Raw genomic sequence first — 23,457 nt, 5'->3', positions numbered from 1 at the left:
ATATCCCGGATGAAGTGATCGAAGCGGCAGAATGCGATGGCGTCACCGGCTGGAGCCAGTTCTGGAAGATCAAGCTGCCGCTGATCCTGCCTGCCATCGGCATCATCTCGATCCTGACCTTCGTCGGCAACTTCAACGCCTTCGACCTGGTCTATACGGTGCAGGGCGCACTTGCCGGCCCCGATGGCTCGACCGACATTCTCGGCACGTTGCTCTACCGCACCTTCTTCGGTTTCCAGCTGCAGCTCGGTGACCGCTCCATGGGCGCGACGATCGCGACGGTGATGTTCCTCATCATCCTTGCCGGCGTTTCGCTCTACCTCTTCGTCATCCAGCGCCGCATGCGCCGCTACCAGTTCTGAGGAGACCGGAGATGTCGAAAGCACGCGATTCTTTTCTCCGCACCGGCTTCGTCCACGTGGCGCTGATCGCCTACACGCTCGTGTCGCTGTTCCCGGTGTTCCTGACGATCATCAACTCGTTCAAGGATCGCAACGCGATCTTCCGGGCGCCGCTGACGATCCCGACCCCGCAGACCTTCAGCCTGATCGGCTATGAAACGGTCCTCGGCCAGGGCGATTTCGCCACCTATTTCCAGAACAGCTTCATCGTCACGATCGTCTCGATCGCGCTGGTGCTGCTGTTCGGGGCGATGGCCGCCTTCGCGCTGTCGGAATACCGCTTCCGCGGCAACACGGTCATGGGCCTTTATCTGGCGATCGGCATCATGATCCCGATCCGTCTCGGCACCGTCGCCATCCTCCAGGGCATGGTCGCCGCCAACCTCGTCAACACGCTGACGGCGCTGATCCTTGTCTACACGGCACAGGGACTGCCGCTGGCGATCTTCATTCTCTCGGAGTTCATGCGCACGGTTTCGGATGATCTGAAGAATGCCGGGCGTATCGACGGGCTGTCGGAATACTCGATCTTCTTCCGCCTGGTTCTGCCGCTGGTCCGGCCGGCAATGGCAACCGTCGCGGTGTTCACGATGATCCCGATCTGGAACGATCTCTGGTTCCCGCTGATCCTGGCACCGGCGGAAGCGACCAAGACCGTGACGCTCGGCTCGCAGATCTTCATCGGCCAGTTCGTCACCAACTGGAACGCGGTGCTTGCGGCCCTGTCGCTCGCCATCCTTCCGGTCCTCGTCCTCTACGTCATCTTCTCGCGGCAACTGATCCGCGGCATCACGGCAGGAGCAGTCAAGTGAGTGCAAGCAGCAAACCGGTCCGGGTCCTCGTAGCAGGGCTCGGCAACATGGGGCGCAGCCATGCGCTCGCCTACCACAACAATCCGGGCTTCGAGATCGTCGGCCTGGTCAACCGTTCGAAAGTGCCGCTGCCGGAAGAGCTGAGCGGCTACCAGATTCACCCCGACTTCAAGACGGCGCTTGCCGATTTGAAGCCGGAACTCTGCTCGATCTGCACCTATTCGGACAGCCATGCCGACTTTGCGGTCATGGCGTTCGAGGCCGGCGCCGACGTCTTCGTCGAAAAGCCGCTCGCAACCACCGTCGCCGACGCCGAGCGCGTCGTCGCGGCGGCGAAGAAGCACGGTCGCAAGTTGGTGATCGGCTACATCCTGCGCCATCACCCCTCGTGGATCCGGCTGATCGCCGAGGCCCGCAAGCTCGGCGGTCCTTACGTCTTCCGCATGAACCTGAACCAGCAGTCGAGCGGACAGACCTGGGAAACGCACAAGTCGCTGATGAAGACGACCTCGCCGATCGTCGATTGCGGCGTGCACTATGTTGACGTCATGTGCCAGATCACCGATGCCAAGCCGGTGGAAGTGCGCGGCATGGGGCTTCGCCTCTCCGACGAGATCGCGCCGGACATGTACAACTACGGCCACCTGCAGGTGATCTTCGAGGATGGGTCCGCCGGCTGGTACGAAGCCGGCTGGGGTCCGATGATCTCGGAAACCGCCTTCTTCGTGAAGGACGTGATGTCACCGAAGGGCTCGGTCTCGATCGTCATGGACCAGAACGCCAAGTCCGACGACATCGACATGCACACCAAGACCGCAGCGATCCGGCTGCACAATGCCGAAACCGGTCGCGATGGACGTTTCCTCCGGGCTGACGAGGACCTGAAGATGGACGGCGAGCCCGGCCACCAGGAACTCTGCGACCGCGAGCAGGCCTATGTGCTGAAGGCCATTCGCGAAGACATAGACCTCGACCGTCACATGAATGATGCCGTCCAGTCGCTACGCATCTGCCTTGCCGCAGACGAAAGCGTGCGCACCGGCAGACCAGTCAAACTTTAAGGGGGGCAACCAGGTGGGATCGCTTCAACTCAAATCCATCCGCAAGGCCTATGGTAGCCATGAGGTGCTGAAGGGCATCGACCTCGAGGTGAAGGACGGCGAGTTCGTCATCTTCGTCGGCCCGTCCGGCTGCGGCAAGTCGACCTTGCTGCGCACCATCGCCGGCCTTGAAGACGCGACCTCTGGCAGCGTGCAGATCGACGGCACAGAGGTCGGCCATGTGGCACCCGCCAAGCGCGGTATCGCCATGGTGTTCCAGTCCTACGCGCTCTATCCGCACCTGACGGTGAAGGACAATATGGGCCTTGGCCTGAAGCAGGCCGGCGCTCCGAAGGCGGAGATCGACGACAAGGTCGGCAGGGCGGCAAGCATGCTGTCGCTCGATCCCTACCTTGCCCGGCGCCCGGCCGAACTCTCCGGCGGCCAGCGTCAGCGCGTCGCGATCGGCCGCGCGATCGTGCGCGAACCGAAGCTCTTCCTGTTCGACGAGCCGCTTTCCAACCTCGACGCCGCGCTGCGCGTCAACACCCGGCTCGAAATTGCCCGGCTGCATCGCAGCCTGAAGGCGACGATGATCTACGTAACCCACGACCAGGTGGAGGCGATGACGCTCGCCGACAGGATCGTCGTCCTCAACGCCGGCCAGATCGAGCAGATCGGCTCGCCGATGGATCTCTACAATCGCCCCGCCAACACCTTCGTCGCCGGCTTCATCGGCTCGCCGCAGATGAACTTCATCGAGGGCGCAAGGCTCGGCGACACCAGCGCCAAGACGATCGGCATCCGTCCGGAGCACATGGCGCTGTCGCGCGAGAGCGGTGACTGGAAGGGCAAGGTGGTGCACGTCGAACACCTTGGTGCCGACACGATCGTCTACATCGATTCCGAACAGGTCGGCACCATCACCGTCCGCCTCTTCGGCGAGCATCGCTACGCCCCTGACGACATCGTCTACGCAACACCGATGGTCGGCAGCATGCACCGTTTCGGTAACGACGACCGCGTTCTCGTCTGATCCAATTTGGGGCCTTCGCCCCATCACAGCTATGTGAAAATCAGCCGCCATAGGGACTAAACACCTGTGGTGGCTGAATTATTTTTTGATTCGACGCGCCGCATCACGCTGTTGCACTGCGAAGCAAATTAACATACATTTGTGTTTGTATATTAGCTTTCCGGTATTTGCCGAACCTGATACCGGTTCCGCTCCCCTTCACTTCCGGACCGCACGGGCACCTTGCGAGATGCACCTGTTGCCTGCGGTCACCGAATATGGACATCGCTATGCGCATGAACCGACCGACACTGGCCGCCGCCTTGGCAACTGTGATTCTTCTTTCCGGCTGCCAGAAAGAGGAAGCACAACAGGGTGCTGCCGCATTCCCGCCGTCCGCCGTCGCCGTCTTCACGACCAAGGCCGAAACCCTGCCGATCACCAACGAGCTACCCGGCCGCATCGCCGCGACGCGCGTCGCCGAGGTCCGCCCGCGCGTCTCCGGCATCGTCGTCGAACGCGTCTTCCAGCAGGGCTCCAAGGTCAATGAGGGTGATGTGCTCTACCGCATCGATCCCGCGCCCTTCCGCGTGCAGGTCGAAAAGGCAGAGGCGACGCTCAGGCGCGCCCAATCCATTCGCCTGCAGGCCCAGCAGAAGGCCGATCGCCAGGAGCAGCTGAAGAAGGCGAACGTCGTCGCCGCGCAGCAGCTGGAAGATGCGGCCGCGCTGCTTGCGACCGCCGACGCCGATGTCGCGATCGCCGAGGCCGGCCTCGCGGCAGCCAAGCTCGACCTGCAATATGCCGACGTGACGGCACCGATCAGCGGCCGCATCGGCCGTGCACTGATCACCGAAGGCGCGCTTGTCAGCACCAACAGCTCGGAAAATCTCGCGACGATCCAGCAGCTCGACCCGCTCTATGCCGACTTCACCCAGTCGGCGACCGACCTCATCCGCCTGCGCAAGGCGCTCGAGGACGGCAAGATGATGAACGGCGACAGCGAAGAAGCCGAAGTACAGCTCGTGCTCGACGACGGCACGGCCTACGAGCACAAGGGCAAGCTCCTGTTCTCCGAAGCGGCTGTCGACGCGACGACCGGTCAGGTGACGCTGCGCGGCGAGTTCCCGAACCCGGACAACGACCTGCTTCCGGGCATGTATGTCCGCGTGCTCGTCCAGCAGGGCGTCGAAAAAGACGCGATCACCGTTCCGCAACAGGCTGTCCAGCGCAACAATGCCGGCCAGTCGCAGGTCTATGTCGTTGCTGCAGACAACAAGGTCGAGTTCCGCAACGTGACGCTCGGCCGTACCATCGGCACCCGCTGGCAAGTGACCTCCGGCCTCAAGGCCGGCGAGAAGGTCATCGTCGAAGGCTTCCAGAAGATCGGCCCCGGTGCCCCGGTCGAACCGACCGACTGGAACCCGGATGCCAAGCCTGCCGCAGAAGCAGCGCAGACGACGGCGGAAGCCGACAGGAAGCCTGCCGAAGCTACAAAGTGAGTTTGATTGATGCCTAGTTTTTTCATCGACAGGCCTATTTTTGCCTGGGTGGTGGCGATCTTCATCATGGTCGCCGGCGTCATTGCGATCCCGCTTCTGCCGGTATCGCAATATCCTGACGTCGCGCCGCCGCAGATCTCCATCAACACGAGCTACCCCGGCGCCTCGTCGCAGGACACCTATCAGAGCGTCACGCGACTGATAGAAGACGAACTGAACGGCGTCGAAGGTCTGCTCTATTTCGAGTCAACCTCCAGCGCCTCCGGCTCGGTCGAAATCAGCGCCACCTTTGCGCCCGGCACCGATCCGGGTCAGGCGGCCGTCGACATCCAGAACCGCGTTCGCCGTGTCGAGCCGCGCCTGCCCGATTCGGTCAAGCGCCAGGGCGTTCAGGTTGATGAAGCCGGCTCCGGCTTCCTCATGATCGTCGCGCTCACCTCAACCGACGGCTCGATGGATGCCATCGGCCTCGGCGACTATCTGAGCCGCAACGTTCTGAGCGAAATCCAGCGCGTGCCCGGCGTCGGCCGAGCACAGCTCTTTGCCACCGAACGCTCGATGCGTGTCTGGCTCGATCCGGACAAGATGCTGGGTCTGAACCTGACGGCAGCGGACGTGACGAACGCGATCACGGCGCAGAACGCCCAGATCGCCTCCGGCTCGATCGGCGCACAGCCGAACCCGATCAGCCAGCAGATCAGCGCGCCCGTCGTCGTCAAGGGCCAGCTGGAGAGCGCCGAAGAGTTTGGCGCGATCGTGCTTCGCGCCAATCCGGACGGCTCCTCCGTCCGCCTGCGCGACGTTGCCCGCATCGAGATCGGTGGCGAAAGCTACGCCTTCTCGACGCGGCTCAACGGCAAGCCCTCGGCGGCTATCGCCGTCCAGCTGTCGCCGAGCGGCAACGCCATGTCGACATCGGCGGCCATCAAGGCACGCATGGACGAACTGGCGAAGTTCTTCCCGCAGGGCCTCGAATATTCGGTTCCCTACGACACCTCGCCCTTCGTCGCCGTTTCCATCGAGAAAGTGCTTTCGACGCTGGTCGAAGCGGTCGCACTGGTGTTCATCGTGATGTTCCTGTTCCTGCAGAACATCCGCTACACTATCATCCCGACGCTCGTCGTGCCGGTCGCCCTGCTCGGCACCTGCGCGGTCATGCTGGCGATGGGCTTCTCGATCAACGTTCTGACCATGTTCGGCATGGTGCTGGCGATCGGCATTCTCGTCGACGATGCGATCATCGTCGTCGAAAACGTCGAACGCATCATGTCCGAGGAAGGGCTGACGCCGAAGGAAGCCACCCGCAAGGCGATGAAGCAGATCACCGGCGCCGTCATCGGCATCACGCTGGTTCTAGCCTCCGTGTTCATTCCGATGGCCTTCTTCCCGGGTGCCGTCGGCGTGATCTATCGCCAGTTCTCGCTGACGATGGTCGTCTCGATCCTGTTCTCGGCACTTCTCGCACTGTCGCTGACACCGGCGCTCTGCGCGAGCTTCCTGAAGCAGGTGCCGAAGGGCCACCACCACGCCAAGCGCGGCTTCTTCGGCTGGTTCAACCGCAGCTTCGACAAGACCTCGCACGGCTATAGCGGCATCGTGAGGCGCCTGGTCCATCGGACCGGCCGCTACATGATCGTCTACGTCGCCGTGCTGGCCGGCCTCGGCTGGCTGTTCATGAAGCTGCCGTCGTCGTTCCTGCCGGACGAAGACCAGGGCTTCGTGATCGTCATGATGCAGCTGCCGTCGGAAGCCACGGGCAACCGTACGACCGAGGTGGTTGAGCAGGCCGAGAAGATCTTCGGCCAGGAGACGGCAGTCGAACGCATCATCGCGATCAACGGCTTCTCCTTCTTCGGCACCGGCCAGAACGCAGCGCTCGCCTTCGTGACGCTGAAGGACTGGAAGGAACGCGATGCCAACAATGCCGCTCAGTCGATCGCCATGCGGGCGACGATGGCGATGAGCCAGATCAAGGATGCGATCAGCTTCGCGCTGTCGCCGCCAGCGATCCAGGGCCTCGGCACCACGGGCGGCTTCTCGTTCCGCCTGCAGGACCGCGGCGGCCTCGGCCAGGCGGCGCTGTCGCAGGCGCGCGACCAGCTTCTCGGCATGGCGGCCGAAAGCAAGGTGCTCGCCGGCGTCCGCTTCGAGGGCATGCCCGATGCAGCCCAGGTCAGCGTCACCATCGACCGCGAGAAGGCCAACACCTTCGGTGTGACCTTCGCCGACATCAACTCGACGATCTCGACCAACCTCGGATCGTCCTACGTCAACGACTTCCCCAACGCCGGACGCATGCAGCGCGTGACGGTGCAGGCGGACGAAGGTCAGCGCATGCAGACCGCCGATCTCCTGAACCTCAACGTCCGCAACGCCAACGGCGGCATGGTGCCACTGTCGGCCTTCGCCACCGTGGAATGGGTCAAGGCGTCGACGCAGACGATCGGTTACAACGGCTATCCGTCAGTCCGCATCAGCGGCGAGGCGGCACCGGGCTATTCGTCCGGTGACGCAATCGCCGAGATGCAGCGTCTCGCCGGACAGCTTCCCACGGGCTTCGGCTACGAATGGACGGGCCAGTCGCTGCAGGAAATCCAGTCCGGCACCCAGGCGCCTCTCCTGATCGCACTGTCGTGCCTGCTGGTGTTCCTGTGCCTGGCGGCCCTCTACGAGAGCTGGTCGATCCCGGTCGCGGTCATCATGGTCGTTCCGCTCGGTGTCATCGGCTCCGTGCTGGCGGTCACCATGCGCGACATGCCGAACGACGTGTACTTCAAGGTGGGCCTGATCGCGATCATCGGTCTGTCGGCCAAGAACGCGATCCTGATCATCGAATTTGCCAAGGAACTGCGCGAGCAGGGCAAGTCGCTGATCGACGCGACGCTGGAGGCGGCACATCTTCGCTTCCGGCCGATCCTGATGACGTCACTGGCCTTCACGCTCGGCGTTCTGCCGCTGGCGATCGCCACGGGCGCCAGCTCCGGCAGCCAGCGCGCCATCGGCACGGGCGTCATGGGCGGGATGATCTCGGCAACGGTGCTCGCCATCTTCTTCGTTCCGGTCTTCTTCGTATTCGTCACGAAGATCTTCGGTCGAAAGAAGGTGGAAAACACACCGACAGCCGCAGAAAACCCGACACCCGCCGAGTAAAACGATACTGGACGGCCCGCCTCTGGCGGGCCGTCGCATGAGGAGGAATGAATGCGCCGAACAAAAGCCGACGCGGAAGCAACCCGGCAGAAGATCCTATGCGCCGCCGAGCGCGTCTTCTACGAAAAGGGCGTCTCGAACACGACGCTGGAAGAAATCGCCAAGGCCGCCGGTGTGACCCGCGGCGCCATCTACTGGCACTTTGCCAACAAGACCGACCTGTTCCTCGCGCTGCACGATGCCGTGCCCCTGCCGCAGGAAGACATGGTGGCCCGCGAGATCGAAGCGGAAGCCGCCGATACACTCTCCATCCTCGAAGGCGCCATGGGCGACTGGCTGGATGTTCTCGCCGCCGACGAGCAGCGCCAGCGCATCCTCACGATCATGCTACGCACCAACTACGACGGCGATCTGGGCGAGGTGCTCGCCCGGCAGAAGGAGCTCGACGAACACCATAACGTCGTGCTCGAGCTCGCCTTTTCCCGCGCGCTTGCCAAGGGGCAGATGCACGAGACCTGGACCCCGGCCTCGGCGACCAGAACGCTGCACTGGATGATGCTGGGGCTCTGTACCGAGTGGCTGCTCTTCGGCCGCCGTTTCGATCTGAAGGCCGATGGGCGCGAAGGCTTGAGCCGGCTTTTTGCCACCTTCCGCGCGCCGGCCGTCACCGCGACCCCGGTTGCCGCACGCCTCTAGCAGCCTCAGCTGGCCCCCGTGTCGGGCACCGGCTATTTCGTGCACTTCCGGTAGCTCTTGGCCGATCAGCTAAACACGACCGTCTTGTGACCGTTGAGCATGACGCGTCGCTCCAGGTGCAGCTTGACGGCACGGGCCAGAACGCGGCTTTCGATATCGCGGCCGGTGGCGACAAAATCCTCCGCCGTCAGCGCATGACTGACTCGTTCGGTTTCCTGCTCGATGATCGGGCCCTCGTCGAGATCGGGCGTGACGTAATGCGCTGTCGCGCCGATCAGCTTCACCCCGCGCTCATGCGCCTGATGATAGGGCTTGGCGCCCTTGAAGCTCGGCAGGAAGGAGTGGTGGATGTTGATCGCCTTGCCATAGAGGCGCTTCGACAGATTGTCCGAAAAGACCTGCATGTAGCGGGCGAGGATCACGAGATCGGCGCCGGTCTCCTGAACCAAGCGCAAGAGCCTTTCCTCCTGTTCGGCCTTGTTCTCCTTCGATACCGGCCAACAGTGATAGGCGAGCCCTTCGGCCTCGGCGGTGCTATGGCTGTCTTCGTGGTTGGAAACGATGGCTACCACCTCCGCGTTCAGCCAGCCGACGCGGATCTGGTAGAGAAGGTGCAGCAGCGCATGGTCGAACCTGGAGACGAGAACGAGGATCTTCGGTTTCACCGCGGCGTCCGCGAGCGTGGTCCGCATCTGGAAACGCTCGACGGCAGGCCGCAAGGCGCGCTCGACGTCGCTTGCCTGAACGCTCGCCGCAACCTGAAAAGCGATGCGCATGAAAAAGCTGTTGGTCTTGGTATCCCAGAACTGATTGCTCTCGGCGATGTTCGCACCGAGCGCGGCAAGCTCGGTGGTGACAGAGGCGACAATGCCGGGTTTGTCGTCGCAGGACAGGACAAGAATGAAGGTCTTCGGCGCCATGATCTCCTCCGATTGCAGCCGTTTCGGATGAGGCCCGAGCCCCTTCCCAAGCGCTGCCTATGAGGAGTTGAACGCGCCGGCAATCGTTCCGGCTGCGGCGGCTGACGCTTTCTATCATCCTGATGGAAAGGCGCCCGGAGACATAAGATGCCTTCGGACGCTGCAAGATTCATCGCATGTGGCTCTTGAGGTTTTCTGAGAGGATTTCATCAAAAAACTGGAGAGAGTGCCGCCGGGTTAGTGCGCCTCGTCCCAGTTGGTTGCGGCGCGCGCATCGACCTTGAGCGGCACCTTCATGTCGAGCGCCGGCATCGCCGCGTTCTCCATCACCGAGACGACGATCGGGATGGTCTTTTCGACTTCCGCGTCCTCGACTTCGAAGATCAGTTCGTCGTGCACCTGCAGCAGCATGCGGGCCGAGAGTTTCGCCTCCGCCAGCGCCGGCTCCATCTTCGCCATGGCGCGACGGATGATATCGGCGGCTGAACCCTGGATCGGCGCATTGATCGCGGCACGCTCATTGAATGCGCGGTGCGACGGGATCGACGAGCGGATGTCCGGATAATGCGCCCGGCGGCCGAAGATGGTCTCGACGTAGCCGTGTTCGCGGGCGTAGACCTTGGTGCCTTCCATATAGTCGCGGATGCCGGGGAAACGCTCGAAGTAGCGCTTGATGTAATCGCTCGCCTCGGAGCGCTCGATCGACAGCTGATTGGCGAGACCGAAGGCCGAAATGCCGTAGATGATGCCGAAGTTGATCGCCTTGGCGCGACGGCGGATTTCTCCGGGCATGCCCTCGACCGGAACACCGAACATTTCCGACGCCGTCATCGCGTGAATGTCGACGCCATCGGCGAAGGCCTGGCGAAGCTGCGGAATGTCGGCGACATGCGCAAGCACGCGCAGTTCGATCTGGCTGTAGTCGGCCGAGACGAGCTTGTGGCCGGGCGTTGCGATGAAGGCGGTGCGGATCTTACGGCCTTCGGCAGTGCGCACCGGAATGTTCTGCAGGTTCGGATCCGAAGACGAGAGCCGCCCGGTCGTGGTGGCAGCAAGCGCGTAGGACGTATGCACGCGTTTCGTTTCCGGATGGACGAAGCCGGGAAGCGCGTCGGTGTAGGTGGACTTGAGCTTGGTCAGCTGCCGCCAGTCGACGATCTTGCGCGGCAGTTCGTGCCCTTCGGCGGCCAGGTCTTCGAGCACCTGCGCCGAGGTCGACCATTGGCCGGTCTTGGTCTTCGAACCGCCGGCAAAGCCCATCTTGCCGAACAGGATATCGCCGAGCTGCTTCGGCGAGCCGATGGTGAAGGTTTCGCCGGCGAGCTTGTAGATCTCATCCTCCAGCGCCGCCGCCCCTTGGGCGAGCTCGCCGGAGAGCCGCGACAGGATCTGGCGATCGATGGTGATGCCGCGATCTTCCATGCGGGCGAGAACGGCGACCAGCGGCCGCTCCAGGCGCTCGTAGACGCGCGTCAGCCCCTTGGCCGCAAGCCGCGCCTTCAGGATATGCCAGAGCCTCAGCGTGACGTCCGCATCCTCGGCCGCGTAGGTCGTCGCCCTGTCGATATCGACGAAATCGAAGGTGACCGACGACTTGCCGGTGCCGGTGATGTCCTTGTAGGGGATCGGCTTGTGGTTCAGCCAACGCTCGGAAAGCGCGTCCATGCCATGCGTGCCGTTGCCCGCGTCGACGACGTAGGACATCAGCATCGTGTCGTCGAAGCTCTCCACGGTGATGCCGTGCCGCTTCATCACGAGGTAATCGTATTTCAGGTTCTGCGCGACCTTGAGGACGGAGGGGTCCTCGAGCAGGCGCTTCAGCCGGCTCAACGCTTCTGCGACCGGGATCTGGTTTTCGGCAAGCCCGCCGCCCAGCAGATCGCCGACGCCGGTCTTGTGGATCAGCGGAACATAGGCTGCCCGGATGGCGGTGCCCGTCGGGTCCGCCCGATGATCGGCGATTGCCAGCGAAAAGCCGACGAGATCGGCCTGCATGGCGTCGAGCGACGTCGTTTCCGTGTCGAAGCCGACGACGCCGGCATCGCGCGCGTCAGCGATCCACTGGTCGAGCGTGGCGATGTCGCGGATCGTGACATAGGCGCTGTGATCGAGCGGCGCCTTGGCGAAGATCTCGGCGCGCGCCGCCGCCAGCGCCTGCGGCGTGGCATCTCCAGCGTCTGTTTCGCCGCCACGCGACAGGACGGCGGCCGCCTCTGCGGCCTCTCCACGGACCACCGCCTTGGATGACGAACCGTCGCTGGCGGCCGTCGCTACGCCACCCTTGTCGAGATCCGGGCCACGCGCATCCGCGCCCCATTCCACCGGAACATTGGCGGCTTCGACGGCGTCGGCATCGGTGCCGGTCGCAGCAGCGACGCGGCGCGTCAGGGTGGTGAATTCCATCGCCTTCAAGAAGGCGATGAGCTTCGGCCCGTTCTGCGGCTCCAGGCCCAGATCCTCCAGCGGGACATCCAGCGGCGTGTCGGTCTTGAGTTCGACGAGCTGGCGCGACAGGCGCGCGAGATCGGCGTTCGCCATGATGTTCTCGCGGCGCTTGGCCTGCTTGATCTCGCCGGCGCGCGCCAACAGCGTTTCAAGGTCGCCGTATTCTTCCAGCAGCTGCGCCGCCGTCTTCGGGCCGATGCCGGGAATGCCGGGGACGTTGTCGGTGGAATCACCGGTCATCGCCTGGAGATCGATCATCTTTTCCGGCGGCACGCCCCATTTCTCGATCACTTCCGGGATCGAGATCTGCTTGTCCTTCATGCTGTCGTACATCGACACATTCGGGGTGACGAGCTGCATCAGGTCCTTGTCGGAGGAGACGATGGTGACACCTGCGCCGGCCGCTTCGGCGAGCCTGGCATAGGTGGCGATCAGATCGTCCGCCTCGTAGCCTTCCTTTTCGATGCAGGGCAGATTGAAGGCGCGCGTCGCGTGGCGGATCAGGCCGAACTGCGGAATGAGATCTTCCGGCGGCGCCGTGCGGTTCGCCTTGTACTGATCGTAGAGCGCGTTGCGGAACGTCTTCGACGAATAGTCGAAGATCACCGCGAAATGGGTCGGCGTGACGCCGACGGAAGTGTCGCGCGCATCGGTGAGCAGCTTCCACAACATGTTGCAGAAACCCGAGACCGCGTTGACCGGAAGGCCATCGGATTTGCGGTTGAGCGGCGGGATGGCGTGGAACGCCCGGAAGATGAATCCGGAGCCGTCGACGAGGAAGAGATGATCACCGTTTTTCATGGGCAAATGGATAGCGCGGGGTGAAGCAAAGGTCCATTGCGGTTTTCCCGCCGAACACTACATTCTCGCCTCGAAAACGAGGCATCGAGCCGCTACTGGCGATTGCAGCGGCGAGGCCGTGTTCTCCTTTCCAAAGGGGTAACGACAGGGCCTCCAGGTTTCACGCAAACGTTACGTATTTGTAATGTCCGATTCGTGCCGCCTATCCTTGAAAAGCCACATTTGACTCCTCAAATCTTACTCAACGGCATCGAGTGATGCCGTCTTCTGGTGATTGGCCTGTCCCCCGCCCGCACCAGATGAGGACAAAGGCCTTATCCCCCTCTCCGGGCCTTTGTCCCGTTTTCAAGAAACCGTCACGGCGCCGCCTCCGCACCGTGACGGTTTTTTGCTTTCAGAGACCTGCGATCAAGTCCTCTCACATCGAGGTGAGTCCGGCGTTTCCCAAGGTTCATCGCCTGCATTGTAACTTGTCTTCATGGCGCTTCGGGCGTACCGATAGCTATGGCCTTCAATCGGATGGAATCTGCAACCTATCTGGCCAGCCTGCTGGCGAAGAGCTTTTCGCGCGCGCTGCACGAGCGTGGCCAGAAGCTTGGTTTCGCACCGGGTCAGTTTCCCATCCTGCTCGAGCTTTGGGCCGAGGAGGGCCTGACGCAGAAGCAGCTGCTCGATCGCCTCGACATCGAGCAGGCAACGATGGCCAACACGCTTTCCCGCATGGAGCGCGACGGGCTCATCGTCCGCCGCAAGCACCCTCAGGACAAGCGCTCGCAGCAAATCTTCCTGACCGAACGGGCAAAGGAGATGGAGGCGGCCGCCAAGGAAGCAGCCCTTGCCGCCGACCAGTCGCTGCTTTCCGGTCTCAGGAACTTCGAGCGCGAGCTGATGCTCGAATATATGCGCATGGCCCTGGCCAGCGTGGCACGTGGCGACGGCCGCGCCTGAAGCTTCCTGCCTACCCTGATCGATCCATCAAAATATTTGGCTTAAAGAGGACGCCCTTAGGCTCTAAACCGGAGCGAGCGCGTCCAGCGACTTTGCGCGTCCAACGGCGCTGCGTCGAACGTTCGCTCCGCCTGGAACGATCTCGCGCGATTTCGTGCTCAAATCGATTTCGATTTGGCGATTGATGCAGTAGGTTCCGGCAAATCTTCAAGCAAGGATATGCATGATGGCAGATATCACCCCCGTTCTCGAACGTGCAGACGCCGACCTGCCGAAGAGCCTCGACCGGCTTTTCGATCTCGTTCGGATCAAGTCGATCTCCACCGACCCGGCCTTCAAGGCGGAATGCCGCAAGGCGGCCGAATGGCTCGTGACGGAACTCAACAGCCTCGGCTTTACCGCTTCGGTGCGCGACACTCCCGGCCATCCCATGGTCGTTGCCCATCACGATGGCGCCAAGCCTGATGCGCCGCATGTGCTGTTCTACGGTCACTACGATGTTCAGCCGGTCGATCCGCTCAACCTCTGGGACACGGATCCGTTCGAGCCAGGCCTCAAGGAAATCGAACCCGGCCGCAAGGTGATCACCGGCCGCGGCACGGCTGACGACAAGGGCCAGCTGCTGACCTTCGTCGAGGCGGTCCGCGCCTACAAGGACGTGCATGGCGGCCTGCCCTGCCGCGTCACCATCCTGTTCGAAGGCGAAGAAGAATCCGGTTCGCCGTCGCTGAAGCCCTTCCTCGAAGCCAATGCCGCCGAGCTCAAGGCCGACTACGCGCTGGTCTGCGACACCAGCATGTGGGACCGCGATACGCCGGCCATTTCCGCGGGCCTGCGTGGCCTCGTCGGTGAAGAGGTCATCGTCCGGGCTGCCGACCGCGACCTGCATTCGGGTTACTTCGGCGGTGCCGCTGCCAACCCGATCCGCATCCTCACGACCATTCTCGCCGGCCTGCACGATGAAAACAGCCGCGTGACGCTGCCCGGTTTCTACGACGGCGTCGAAGAAACACCGGCCCAGATCAAGGCTGCCTGGGAAACGCTCGGCCAGACGGCAGAGAAGTTCCTCGGCGAAATCGGCCTGTCGATCCCGTCGGGCGAAAAGAACCGCTCGGTGCTGGAACTGACCTGGGCGCGGCCGACCGCGGAAGTCAACGGCATCACCGGCGGCTACACCGGCGAAGGCTTCAAGACGGTGATCGCGGCCGAGGCTTCGGCGAAGGTTTCCTTCCGCCTCGTCGGCAACCAGAACCCGGAAAAGATCCGCGAGGCGTTCCGCGCCTACGTGCGCTCCAAGGTTCCGGCCGACTGCTCGGTCGAGTTCCACGCCCATGGCGGTTCGCCGGCCATCCACCTGCCCTACGAATCTCCGCTGCTCAACACGGCGAAGGTAGCGCTTTCGGATGAATGGCCGAAGCCGGCCGTCATCATCGGCATGGGTGGCTCGATCCCGATCGTCGGCGACTTCCAGAAGATGCTCGGCATGGAATCGCTGCTCGTCGGCTTTGGCCTTTCCGACGACCGGATTCACTCGCCAAACGAGAAGTACGAGCTGCAGTCCTACCACAAGGGCATCCGCTCCTGGATCCGCATCCTGGACGCGCTCGCCGCTTAAAGATGGTCAGAGCGGGATCCGCACGGTTTTCGCGCCCATCCCGCTCGACTTTGATCCCCGGCCGCAGTGGAGAGCTCCACCGCGGCCGTTCGTTTTCAGTTGCGCTCAGCCAATAACACAGCCCTCACGCGCAATCCGTCTGCCAGCGCGCACGCGTTGCTGCCCGATCGGTGCGATGTCCACGTTTTACCGTTTCCCCTTCACCGTTTCCCGGCGGTTTCTCCGTTTCCGACAGACCGTCAATCCTTGACCTGCGGGGTCTCAGGTGCTTCCTTTTTGTGAAACAAATCACAAAGGGAAGTCGGATCGTTGGCAAGGGTAGGGACCGAAGCGACGCGCTGCGGGCGCGGCGTTATGACAAAGCAGCTCATAAAACAGGATGTCTCCGCTTGGAGAACCACTCCGGCAGCTGCAACAGAAGTGTCCTTAGAACGCCTCGCCCATCATCTCGCACCGATCACGGCGCCGGCATGAAGCGGCTGCAGACCTATTTCTGGCCCATCGTCGGGCTTCTTGCGATCCTCTTTTCGGTGAATGCGCTCTATCACGAGCTTCGCGGACTTTCGCTTGACGAATTCCTCGCAAGCTTCAACGCGATTTCGCTGAGGAGCTGGCTGCTGGCGATCGGCTCGACGCTGGTCGCCTATGCGGCGCTGGCGGCCTACGACCGGCTGGCGCTCGACCATCTCGGTCACCGCATCTCGATCTGGTTCATCACGCTCTGCTCGTTCACGACCTATGCGCTGTCGCACAATCTCGGCGCTTCCGTGTTCTCGGGTGCGGTCGTGCGCTACCGGGCCTATCGTTCCAAGGGGCTTTCTCCGGGTGAAGTCGGCGTGCTCGTCGCATTCTGCTCCTTCACCTTCACGCTCGGCACGCTGGTGCTTTCAGCCGTCGTCCTTCTGGTGCGGCCCGACATCATCGAACGTTTCGCCGAGTTCCTGCCGGTGGAAATGTCGCTGACCACAGGCGTCCTCATCCTCGTCGTCATCGGGCTCTACGTCATCGGCAGCCTCGTCGGGCTGCCGTCATTCCGCACGCGATGGTTCCAACTGCACTATCCGAAGCCGAGAATCGTCTTCCGGCAACTGGTGATCGCGCCGGTGGAACTGATCGGCGCCGCCGGGATCATCTATTTCGCGCTGCCGGAAGCCGGGAACCCAGGCTATATCGTCATTCTCGGGATTTTCCTTGCCTCATTCTCGGCGGCGCTGCTCTCGCATGCGCCCGGCGGGCTCGGCGTACTCGAGCTGATCTTCATCGCCGCGCTGCCGGAGATGGATCCGGCCGACGTTCTCGCCGCCCTTGCGATCTTCCGTCTGCTCTACCTGGTCATCCCCTTCATCCTGGCGTTGGTGGTGATCCTTGTGTTCGAGCGGGCACGCTTCGTGGCGCAACGCCCGCCGCCGGGAGGCGCCGATCCTTCCTGACGGGATACTTGCTTCAGTAGCCGGCAATTGCAGCGGGATACGGAGACCGCACACCTCCCTCGATGCGCTTCAGGGCGCGTTGCAGACCGTCGGCAGCGCCTGCTCGAGCGGCCCCTTCACCTCACGAAGCCGCGCCGCTTCGATCTGGTAGGGCGTGAAGGGTGGCACCTGCAGCGAAGGGTTGATGATGCGTGTGACGTAGCAGCCGGCGAAGAACCGCACGCGCGCGCTTCTCGATGGACTTCACCGCAACCGGTACCGCGGAATAGATACTGCCGGCACCGGCTTCCGTTTTCACCTTGCCGACCTTCACCTCGACCGACACAGTGCGGTCATAGCCGCGGGTGAAGGACTTGAAGCCGCCGACGGGCTTCGATTCGCCGAAGTAACCGTAGGCGCGGGCATATTCCCTGCGGTTGATGGCGTTGTAGAGCGAGCGGACCAGGGCTGCGCCATCGGAGCGGTCGTCGACATAGGCGATGCTTTCCTGTGCCAGGGCCTCGCCATTCAACGCTGCAAATGCGCCGAGGGCGAAGGCGGTGGATCGAAAATTCATGGGAGTCCTCCTTTGTCGCGCGACAACCGAGCACAACAATAAGGCGAAGCCATAGCAGGATTCGCCACCAGCATGTTTCGTTAAATCGTCTCCGGTTCAAGAAAACCTGCAGCCATTCAACGTGTTACAGCGATCTCAGCGCGCCCCAAAGTGACGCGCATCGCTGCGGAATAGCGACGGGTATTCAGGCCGGTGGCAAGCCGGCACGGCGACGGGCTACGACGCGTTCGCGCCACACCGTGAATATGCCGGCGGCGACCACCAGCACCGAGCCGCCCATCATGTTGACCGTCAGCGTCTCGTTGAAGAGCGTCACCCCCATGATCGAGGCAAAGACGAGCTGCAGATAGGTGAGCGGCTGAACCGCCACCGCATCGAGCACTTCATAGGCGCGGATGAGGAAGTAGTGGCTGGAGGATCCGGTGATGCAGAGGAGCAGCATCCAGCCCCAGTCAACCGGCGCCAGCGTGACCCAGAAGAAGGGACCGACCATGCTGATCGCGGCAGCGCCGACGACGCCGGTGTAGAAGAAACTGGTCATCGCCGAATCCTGCCGGCTGACGAGCCGCGTGACGATGACATAAAGCGCAAACAGCAGCGCCGCCCCGAGCGGCAAAAGGAAGGTCCGGTCGAACAGGCCGTCCGCGGGCTTCAGAATGAGAAGTACTCCGCCGAGACCGACCGAGATTGCCAGCCAGCGCCGCCAGCCGACACGCTCGCCGAGAAGCGGCATGGATAGCAGGGCAACGAAGAGAGGCGTCGCCGCAAGAATTGCCTGCGAATGGGCAAGCCCGACCCAGGTGAAAGACGTGATGACCATGACGATCTGGGTCGGAAGCAACACGCCGCGCACGAGCTGAAGCCACGGCCTCCTCGTTGTCGCCGTGATCTTCAGGCCCTCCTTGCTGCGTGCCGCCAACGCGACCGCGAAGAGCGCGAAAGCCCAATAGCGGATCATGGCGACGAAGACCGGCGGATAGATCGCACCCAGATGCTTGGAGATGCCGTCCTGGATCGAAAATATGACGATCGCCAGGAGCGTGAAGAGATAGCCGTTTGCCTTGGAAGCCTGGGAGACGGTGGACGTCATGGCGCGCCGATACCTGCGAGAACCCGCCGCACCGCCAATTGCGCACGACAGGTGCCACATACCGGGAAACACGGGCAGCATTCGAGACATGAAAAGAGCCCCGTGTGGGAGGAGGTACACGGGGCTCTCGAACTTGATCGGTGACTGGGAGGAGGAGTGCCACCGACCCGCATCGGGCGCCGCGGGAGGAGGTGCAGCGCTTCGATAAGTCATATAATAATCGTGCGTCGCAGCAATTTCAAGATGAGATTTTGCATTGCACAAAATCGTGAAGGCGAGCGTTGTCCTCAACGTCAGATCGCTTGGGTGACTTTGCGACCGTTCACCAGGCGAAGACCCCGCGATGCACAAGTCACGAGCCAAGCGGAGCTGCAGCGCCCTCAAACGCAAGCTGTTGAAGACCATGCGTATTTCACGATCCGCTTCTTAACTCCCCCTTAAATTGCCGTATTTAAAGTTCACCCGGTCGCCGTGGCGGATGGCGTGGGACGTCGTTACCGCCGTCGAAATCGATTGGCCGCAGCAGTTGCGCCAAGAGCCACCGCAAAGCGGTGAGGGATAGATCAAACGGCATGGCAGCACGCGGCAGGTCAGGAGAGCGGATCGAGCCCTCGTTCGGCGGAGGCGAGAACGACGACGACGATTTCCGCGTCGAGGCCAGCGACCGTGTGACCGCCAGCCGCAAGGCACCCCGCGGCAAATCTTCGGGCAATAGCAAGAAGGGCAACGGCAAGAAGAAGGCAGCCGGCAAGCGCGGCAGCGCGCGTCGCGGCTCAGGCGGTGGCGGTTTCATCGGCCTTGTCCGCACACTCTTCTACTGGTGCATCGTGCTGGGCATCTGGGGCGCCATGGGCGTCGGCGGCCTCGTCCTCTATTACGGCGCGCGCATGCCGAGCGCCGGAAGCTGGTCGATCCCCGAGCGCCCGCCGAACGTCAAGATCCTGGCGGTCAGCGGCGACGTCATCGCCAATCGCGGCACCACCGGTGGCGAGGCATTGTCGCTGGAAAACATGTCGCCCTATATTCCGCAGGCCGTCATCGCCATCGAGGACCGCCGCTTCTATTCGCATTTCGGCATCGATCCGCTGGGGCTCGCCCGCGCCATGGTGACGAACCTCACCACCGGCCGCATGGTGCAGGGTGGCTCGACGTTGACACAGCAGCTTGCCAAGAACCTGTTCCTCTCGCCGGAGCGCACGCTGGAGCGCAAGGTGCAGGAAGTGCTGCTCGCCTTCTGGCTCGAGCAGAAATATTCCAAGGACCAGATCCTGGCGATGTATCTCAACCGGGTGTTCTTCGGCTCCAACGCCTATGGCGTGGAGGCGGCATCGCGGCGCTACTTCAACAAGTCGGCGCGCGACGTGAACCTCGGCGAGGCAGCATTGCTTGCCGGCCTGCTCAAGGCCCCTTCCCGCCTGTCGCCGGCCCGCGACCCACAGGCGGCGGAAGAACGCGCCCAGGTCGTTCTCGGCGCCATGCGCGACGAAGGCTACGTCACCGACAGCGAAATCAAGACGGCAATGTCGCAAACGCCGACCAAGGCGAAGAGCTACTGGTCCGGCGCCGAGCATTACGTCGCCGACATGGTGATGGACCAGCTTCCCGGCATGATCGGCGAGGTCAAGGAAGATCTGGTCATCGACACGACCATCGACCTCAATCTCGAGAAGAAGGCCGAGGAGGTGATCGCTTCCACGCTCGACACCGACGGCAAGAAGCTCGATGCCTCGCAGGCTGCCCTCGTCTCGATCGATGGCACCGGCGCCATCCGCGCGCTCGTCGGCGGCAAGGACTATGCCGAAAGCCAGTTCGATCGCGCTTCCAAGGCAAAGCGCCAGCCGGGGTCCGCCTTCAAGCCCTTTGTCTATGCCGCGGCCCTCGAGATCGGCCGCACGCCGATGTCGATCCGCAACGACGGACCGGTCCGGATCGGCAACTGGACACCCGAGAATTACGACCAGAAGTATCGCGGCGAAGTGACCATCGCCGATGCGCTCGCCAATTCGCTGAATACCATCGCCGCCCAGTTGGTGATGGAGGTCGGACCGCAGAACGTCGTCAAGGTCGCCCATCGACTCGGAATCGATTCCGAGATGCAGGCCAATGCCTCGATCGCGCTCGGCACATCCGAAGTCAGCCTGGTCGAGCTGACGTCCGCCTATGCCCCGTTCATGAATGGTGGCTTCAAAGCGACGCCGCACGTCATCCGCCGCATCTCCAAGGCCGACGGCACGGTGCTCTACGAGAATACCTACGACAACCCGCCGCGCGTGCTCGATCCGGCAATCGTCAGCGAAATGAACCAGATGATGGTGCGGGTGCTGACCAAGGGCACCGGCAAGAAGGCGCAGCTCAAGGGTTGGGAAGCAGCCGGCAAGACCGGCACGACCCAATCCTTCCGTGATGCGCTGTTCGTCGGCTACACCTCGAACCTCACCACCGGCGTCTGGTTCGGCAACGATGACGGCAAGTCGATGAAGAAGGTCACCGGTGGCGGCCTGCCGGCCAAGGCCTGGCACGATTTCATGATGGCAGCCCATGAGGGTCTCTCACCCTCGCCGCTCTTCGGCACGACGGGCGTGCAGCCGGTCTTCGACGAGGGCGTGAACACGCCGGCCGGCGACTTGCTCTCCGGCGATCCGGAGGCCTTCCCGGAAGCGCCCGTTGGGGCCAATGGTGCGGTCGCCGTCGGACAGCGGCCAGTGGACCAGGGCGGCGAATGGGGTGGTCAGAGCGCCGATCAGGGCAATGGCGGCCTCGTGCCACCGGCCGATGTCGGCCAGACGACGGGCGCCACGCGCCGTACGACCCTCTTTGACATTCTGACCGGCGGTTGAGCCGCTAAGACCGTGCCGGAAGCATACAACTGGCGCCTTTCTCACCGGCGGCGGACAGCCCATTTCCGGCTGCGCAAATCGCGGACTTGCATTTGCCCCCAAACGCCCCGCAGAATGCCTTGCAGTCCGAAACGCCGGTCCTTATATACGCCGCATCGGCGCAGTCTCGGCTGCGAAGAAATCCTGAGACCATCCCGTTAGGGGCTGTCTTACGAATGCCTGACCGGGTTCCGACAGTCCGCTGCAAGGAGAGAACGACATGGCTAAAGTTATTGGTATTGACCTGGGAACGACCAACTCCTGCGTCGCCGTCATGGACGGAAAAGACGCGAAGGTGATCGAAAATGCAGAGGGCGCGCGCACGACCCCCTCGATGGTGGCATTCAGCGACGACGGCGAACGTCTCGTCGGCCAGCCGGCCAAGCGCCAGGCCGTCACCAATCCGGAAAACACGCTTTTTGCGATCAAGCGCCTGATCGGCCGGACCTTCCAGGACCCGACCACGCAAAAAGACAAGGACATGGTTCCTTACAAGATCACCAAGGCCGACAATGGCGACGCATGGGTCGAAGCGCACGGCAAGGATTATTCCCCGTCGCAGATCTCCGCCATGATCCTTCAGAAGATGAAGGAAACGGCCGAATCCTACCTCGGTGAAAAGGTCGAAAAGGCCGTCATCACCGTTCCGGCCTACTTCAACGACGCCCAGCGCCAGGCAACCAAGGATGCCGGCAAGATCGCCGGCCTCGAAGTGCTGCGCATCATCAACGAGCCGACCGCGGCAGCGCTTGCCTACGGCCTCGACAAGAAGGACGGCAAGACGATCGCCGTTTACGACTTGGGTGGTGGCACCTTCGATATCTCGGTTCTCGAAATCGGCGACGGCGTCTTCGAAGTGAAGTCGACGAACGGCGACACCTTCCTCGGCGGTGAAGACTTCGACATGCGTCTCGTCGAATACCTCGCCGGCGAATTCAAGAAGGAACAGGGCATCGACCTGAAGAACGACAAGCTCGCTCTTCAGCGCCTGAAGGAAGCCGCCGAAAAGGCCAAGATCGAGCTGTCCTCGTCGCAGCAGACCGAAATCAACCTGCCGTTCATCACGGCTGACGCTTCCGGTCCGAAGCACCTGACGATGAAGCTGTCGCGCGCCAAGTTCGAAAGCCTCGTCGACGACCTGATCCAGCGCACCGTTGCACCGTGCAAGGCAGCCCTCAAGGATGCCGGCGTCTCGGCTGCTGAGATCGACGAAGTCGTTCTCGTCGGTGGCATGAGCCGTATGCCGAAGGTTCAGGAGACCGTGAAGCAGCTGTTCGGCAAGGAGCCGCACAAGGGCGTGAACCCGGATGAAGTGGTCGCCATGGGCGCCGCCATCCAGGCCGGCGTTCTGCAGGGCGACGTCAAGGACGTTCTCCTGCTCGACGTGACCCCATTGTCGCTCGGCATCGAAACGCTCGGTGGCGTCTTCACCCGCCTGATTGAACGCAACACGACGATCCCGACCAAGAAGTCGCAGACCTTCTCGACCGCCGACGACAACCAGTCGGCCGTGACGATCCGCGTCTCCCAGGGCGAGCGCGAAATGGCTGCAGACAACAAGCTGCTCGGCCAGTTCGACCTCGTCGGCATTCCGCCGGCACCGCGCGGCATGCCGCAGATCGAAGTCACCTTCGACATCGACGCCAACGGCATCGTGCAGGTTTCGGCCAAGGACAAGGGCACCGGCAAGGAACACCAGATCCGCATCCAGGCATCTGGCGGCCTCTCCGACGCCGACATCGAGAAGATGGTCAAGGACGCCGAAGCCAACGCTGAAGCCGACAAGAAGCGTCGCGAAGGCGTGGAAGCCAAGAACCAGGCCGAAAGCCTGATCCACTCCAGCGAGAAGTCGCTGAAGGATTACGGCGACAAGGTTTCGGAAACCGACCGCAAGGCGATCTCCGACGCGATTGCCGCGCTGAAGACCTCCGTCGAAGCTTCCGAGCCGGACGCCGAGGACATCAAGGCCAAGACCAATACGCTCATGGAAGTTTCCATGAAGCTCGGCCAGGCGATCTACGAAGCGCAGCAGACGGAAGCCGCCCATGCGGATGCCGCTGCGGACGCTGCCCGTGACGGCGATGTCGTCGATGCCGACTACGAAGAAGTCAACGACGAGGACGACCGCAAGCGTTCGGCCTAAGTCGCCCTTCGAACAGA

Annotated in this window: 15 protein-coding genes and 1 pseudogene; 12 read left to right on the top strand and 4 right to left on the bottom strand. The window is 62.7% G+C overall.

Going from position 1 to position 23,457, the window contains the following annotated elements; genetic code table 11:
- The 7 genes from I8N66_RS04500 to I8N66_RS04470 form a co-directional block, all read left to right on the top strand.
- Positions 1 to 362: sugar ABC transporter permease (locus I8N66_RS04500; RefSeq protein ID WP_291150155.1), on the top strand; the 362-nt coding region annotated here is incomplete at its 5' end.
- 11 nt (positions 363 to 373) lie between these two features.
- Positions 374 to 1,213 (top strand): carbohydrate ABC transporter permease, encoded by an 840-nt coding sequence (locus I8N66_RS04495; RefSeq protein ID WP_057247778.1) that lies wholly within the window; start codon positions 374 to 376, stop codon positions 1,211 to 1,213.
- Positions 1,210 to 2,274 carry a Gfo/Idh/MocA family oxidoreductase gene (locus I8N66_RS04490; protein ID WP_291150152.1) on the top strand — a complete coding sequence of 355 codons (1,065 nt, stop codon included), beginning with the start codon at positions 1,210 to 1,212 and terminating at the stop codon, positions 2,272 to 2,274. Before I8N66_RS04495 ends, I8N66_RS04490 begins: the two co-directional genes overlap by 4 nt.
- 13 nt (positions 2,275 to 2,287) lie before the next feature.
- Entirely contained in the window at positions 2,288 to 3,289 is a 1,002-nt protein-coding gene (locus I8N66_RS04485; RefSeq protein ID WP_291150149.1) for an ATP-binding cassette domain-containing protein, read from the top strand.
- A gap of 257 nt (positions 3,290 to 3,546) precedes the next feature.
- Positions 3,547 to 4,770, top strand: coding sequence for an efflux RND transporter periplasmic adaptor subunit (locus I8N66_RS04480; RefSeq protein ID WP_291150146.1), 1,224 nt, complete (start codon positions 3,547 to 3,549; stop codon positions 4,768 to 4,770).
- Positions 4,771 to 4,779: 9 nt separating this feature from the next.
- The gene (locus I8N66_RS04475) at positions 4,780 to 7,920 is read left to right on the top strand and encodes an efflux RND transporter permease subunit (RefSeq protein WP_291150143.1); all 3,141 of its coding nucleotides are present in this window, start codon (positions 4,780 to 4,782) and stop codon (positions 7,918 to 7,920) included.
- Positions 7,921 to 7,971: 51 nt separating this feature from the next.
- Positions 7,972 to 8,616, top strand: coding sequence for a TetR family transcriptional regulator (locus I8N66_RS04470; protein WP_113539935.1), 645 nt, complete (start codon positions 7,972 to 7,974; stop codon positions 8,614 to 8,616).
- A gap of 65 nt (positions 8,617 to 8,681) precedes the next feature.
- Here the strand turns inward: I8N66_RS04470 and purU are convergent, their stop codons facing one another.
- Together purU and polA are read right to left on the bottom strand one after the other, a co-directional pair.
- Positions 8,682 to 9,536 (bottom strand): formyltetrahydrofolate deformylase, encoded by an 855-nt coding sequence (purU, locus tag I8N66_RS04465; RefSeq protein ID WP_113539934.1) that lies wholly within the window; start codon positions 9,534 to 9,536, stop codon positions 8,682 to 8,684.
- A 237-nt stretch (positions 9,537 to 9,773) separates the two neighbouring features.
- Entirely contained in the window at positions 9,774 to 12,782 is a 3,009-nt protein-coding gene (gene polA, locus I8N66_RS04460) for a DNA polymerase I (protein ID WP_291150139.1), read from the bottom strand.
- 504 nt (positions 12,783 to 13,286) lie between these two features.
- Here polA and I8N66_RS04455 point away from each other — a divergent pair.
- The 3 genes from I8N66_RS04455 to I8N66_RS04445 all read left to right on the top strand — a co-directional run bounded on the left by I8N66_RS04455 (position 13,287) and on the right by I8N66_RS04445 (position 16,775).
- Complete coding sequence (locus I8N66_RS04455; RefSeq protein WP_057247769.1) at positions 13,287 to 13,730, top strand: MarR family transcriptional regulator; 444 nt, start codon at positions 13,287 to 13,289, stop codon at positions 13,728 to 13,730.
- Between the two features lie 223 nt (positions 13,731 to 13,953).
- Positions 13,954 to 15,345, top strand: coding sequence for a M20/M25/M40 family metallo-hydrolase (locus I8N66_RS04450; protein WP_291150134.1), 1,392 nt, complete (start codon positions 13,954 to 13,956; stop codon positions 15,343 to 15,345).
- Positions 15,346 to 15,815: 470 nt separating this feature from the next.
- Positions 15,816 to 16,775 carry a YbhN family protein gene (locus I8N66_RS04445; RefSeq protein WP_113539931.1) on the top strand — a complete coding sequence of 320 codons (960 nt, stop codon included), beginning with the start codon at positions 15,816 to 15,818 and terminating at the stop codon, positions 16,773 to 16,775.
- Positions 16,776 to 16,844: 69 nt separating this feature from the next.
- On the opposite strand, the pseudogene I8N66_RS04440 reads toward I8N66_RS04445, so the two are convergent.
- Together I8N66_RS04440 and I8N66_RS04435 are read right to left on the bottom strand one after the other, a co-directional pair.
- Positions 16,845 to 17,331 (bottom strand): annotated as a pseudogene (locus I8N66_RS04440) (hypothetical protein).
- A 184-nt stretch (positions 17,332 to 17,515) separates the two neighbouring features.
- Positions 17,516 to 18,421: a DMT family transporter gene (locus tag I8N66_RS04435; protein WP_291150124.1), complete on the bottom strand. Its 906-nt coding sequence runs from the start codon at positions 18,419 to 18,421 to the stop codon at positions 17,516 to 17,518.
- A gap of 572 nt (positions 18,422 to 18,993) precedes the next feature.
- On the opposite strand from I8N66_RS04435, the gene I8N66_RS04430 reads away from it, so the two are divergent.
- Entirely contained in the window at positions 18,994 to 21,258 is a 2,265-nt protein-coding gene (locus tag I8N66_RS04430; RefSeq protein WP_291150121.1) for a transglycosylase domain-containing protein, read from the top strand.
- Between the two features lie 259 nt (positions 21,259 to 21,517).
- On the top strand, positions 21,518 to 23,440 hold the full coding sequence (gene dnaK / locus I8N66_RS04425) for a molecular chaperone DnaK (RefSeq protein ID WP_291150119.1): 1,923 nt from the start codon (positions 21,518 to 21,520) through the stop codon (positions 23,438 to 23,440).
- Positions 23,441 to 23,457: the final 17 nt, after the last annotated feature.

This window comes from Ensifer sp. SSB1 (genome assembly GCF_016652895.1).
In the GTDB taxonomy this organism is placed as follows: Bacteria; Pseudomonadota; Alphaproteobacteria; order Rhizobiales; family Rhizobiaceae; genus Ensifer.
The sequence above is the reverse complement of the archived record's forward strand: the minus strand, read 5'-3'. Positions and strand labels throughout refer to the sequence as shown.

What these genes read in the sequence shown, in the direction of transcription:
- I8N66_RS04495 (WP_057247778.1), top strand. Translation starts at nt 374, where the DNA reads ATGTCGAAAGCACGCGATTCTTTTCTCCGCACCGGCTTCGTCCACGTG.
- I8N66_RS04480 (WP_291150146.1), top strand. Translation starts at nt 3,547, where the DNA reads ATGGACATCGCTATGCGCATGAACCGACCGACACTGGCCGCCGCCTTG.
- I8N66_RS04475 (WP_291150143.1), top strand. Translation starts at nt 4,780, where the DNA reads ATGCCTAGTTTTTTCATCGACAGGCCTATTTTTGCCTGGGTGGTGGCG.
- I8N66_RS04470 (WP_113539935.1), top strand. Translation starts at nt 7,972, where the DNA reads ATGCGCCGAACAAAAGCCGACGCGGAAGCAACCCGGCAGAAGATCCTA.
- purU (WP_113539934.1), bottom strand. Translation starts at nt 9,536, where the DNA reads ATGGCGCCGAAGACCTTCATTCTTGTCCTGTCCTGCGACGACAAACCC.
- polA (WP_291150139.1), bottom strand. Translation starts at nt 12,782, where the DNA reads ATGAAAAACGGTGATCATCTCTTCCTCGTCGACGGCTCCGGATTCATC.
- I8N66_RS04455 (WP_057247769.1), top strand. Translation starts at nt 13,287, where the DNA reads ATGGCCTTCAATCGGATGGAATCTGCAACCTATCTGGCCAGCCTGCTG.
- I8N66_RS04450 (WP_291150134.1), top strand. Translation starts at nt 13,954, where the DNA reads ATGATGGCAGATATCACCCCCGTTCTCGAACGTGCAGACGCCGACCTG.
- I8N66_RS04445 (WP_113539931.1), top strand. Translation starts at nt 15,816, where the DNA reads ATGAAGCGGCTGCAGACCTATTTCTGGCCCATCGTCGGGCTTCTTGCG.
- I8N66_RS04435 (WP_291150124.1), bottom strand. Translation starts at nt 18,421, where the DNA reads ATGACGTCCACCGTCTCCCAGGCTTCCAAGGCAAACGGCTATCTCTTC.
- I8N66_RS04430 (WP_291150121.1), top strand. Translation starts at nt 18,994, where the DNA reads ATGGCAGCACGCGGCAGGTCAGGAGAGCGGATCGAGCCCTCGTTCGGC.
- dnaK (WP_291150119.1), top strand. Translation starts at nt 21,518, where the DNA reads ATGGCTAAAGTTATTGGTATTGACCTGGGAACGACCAACTCCTGCGTC.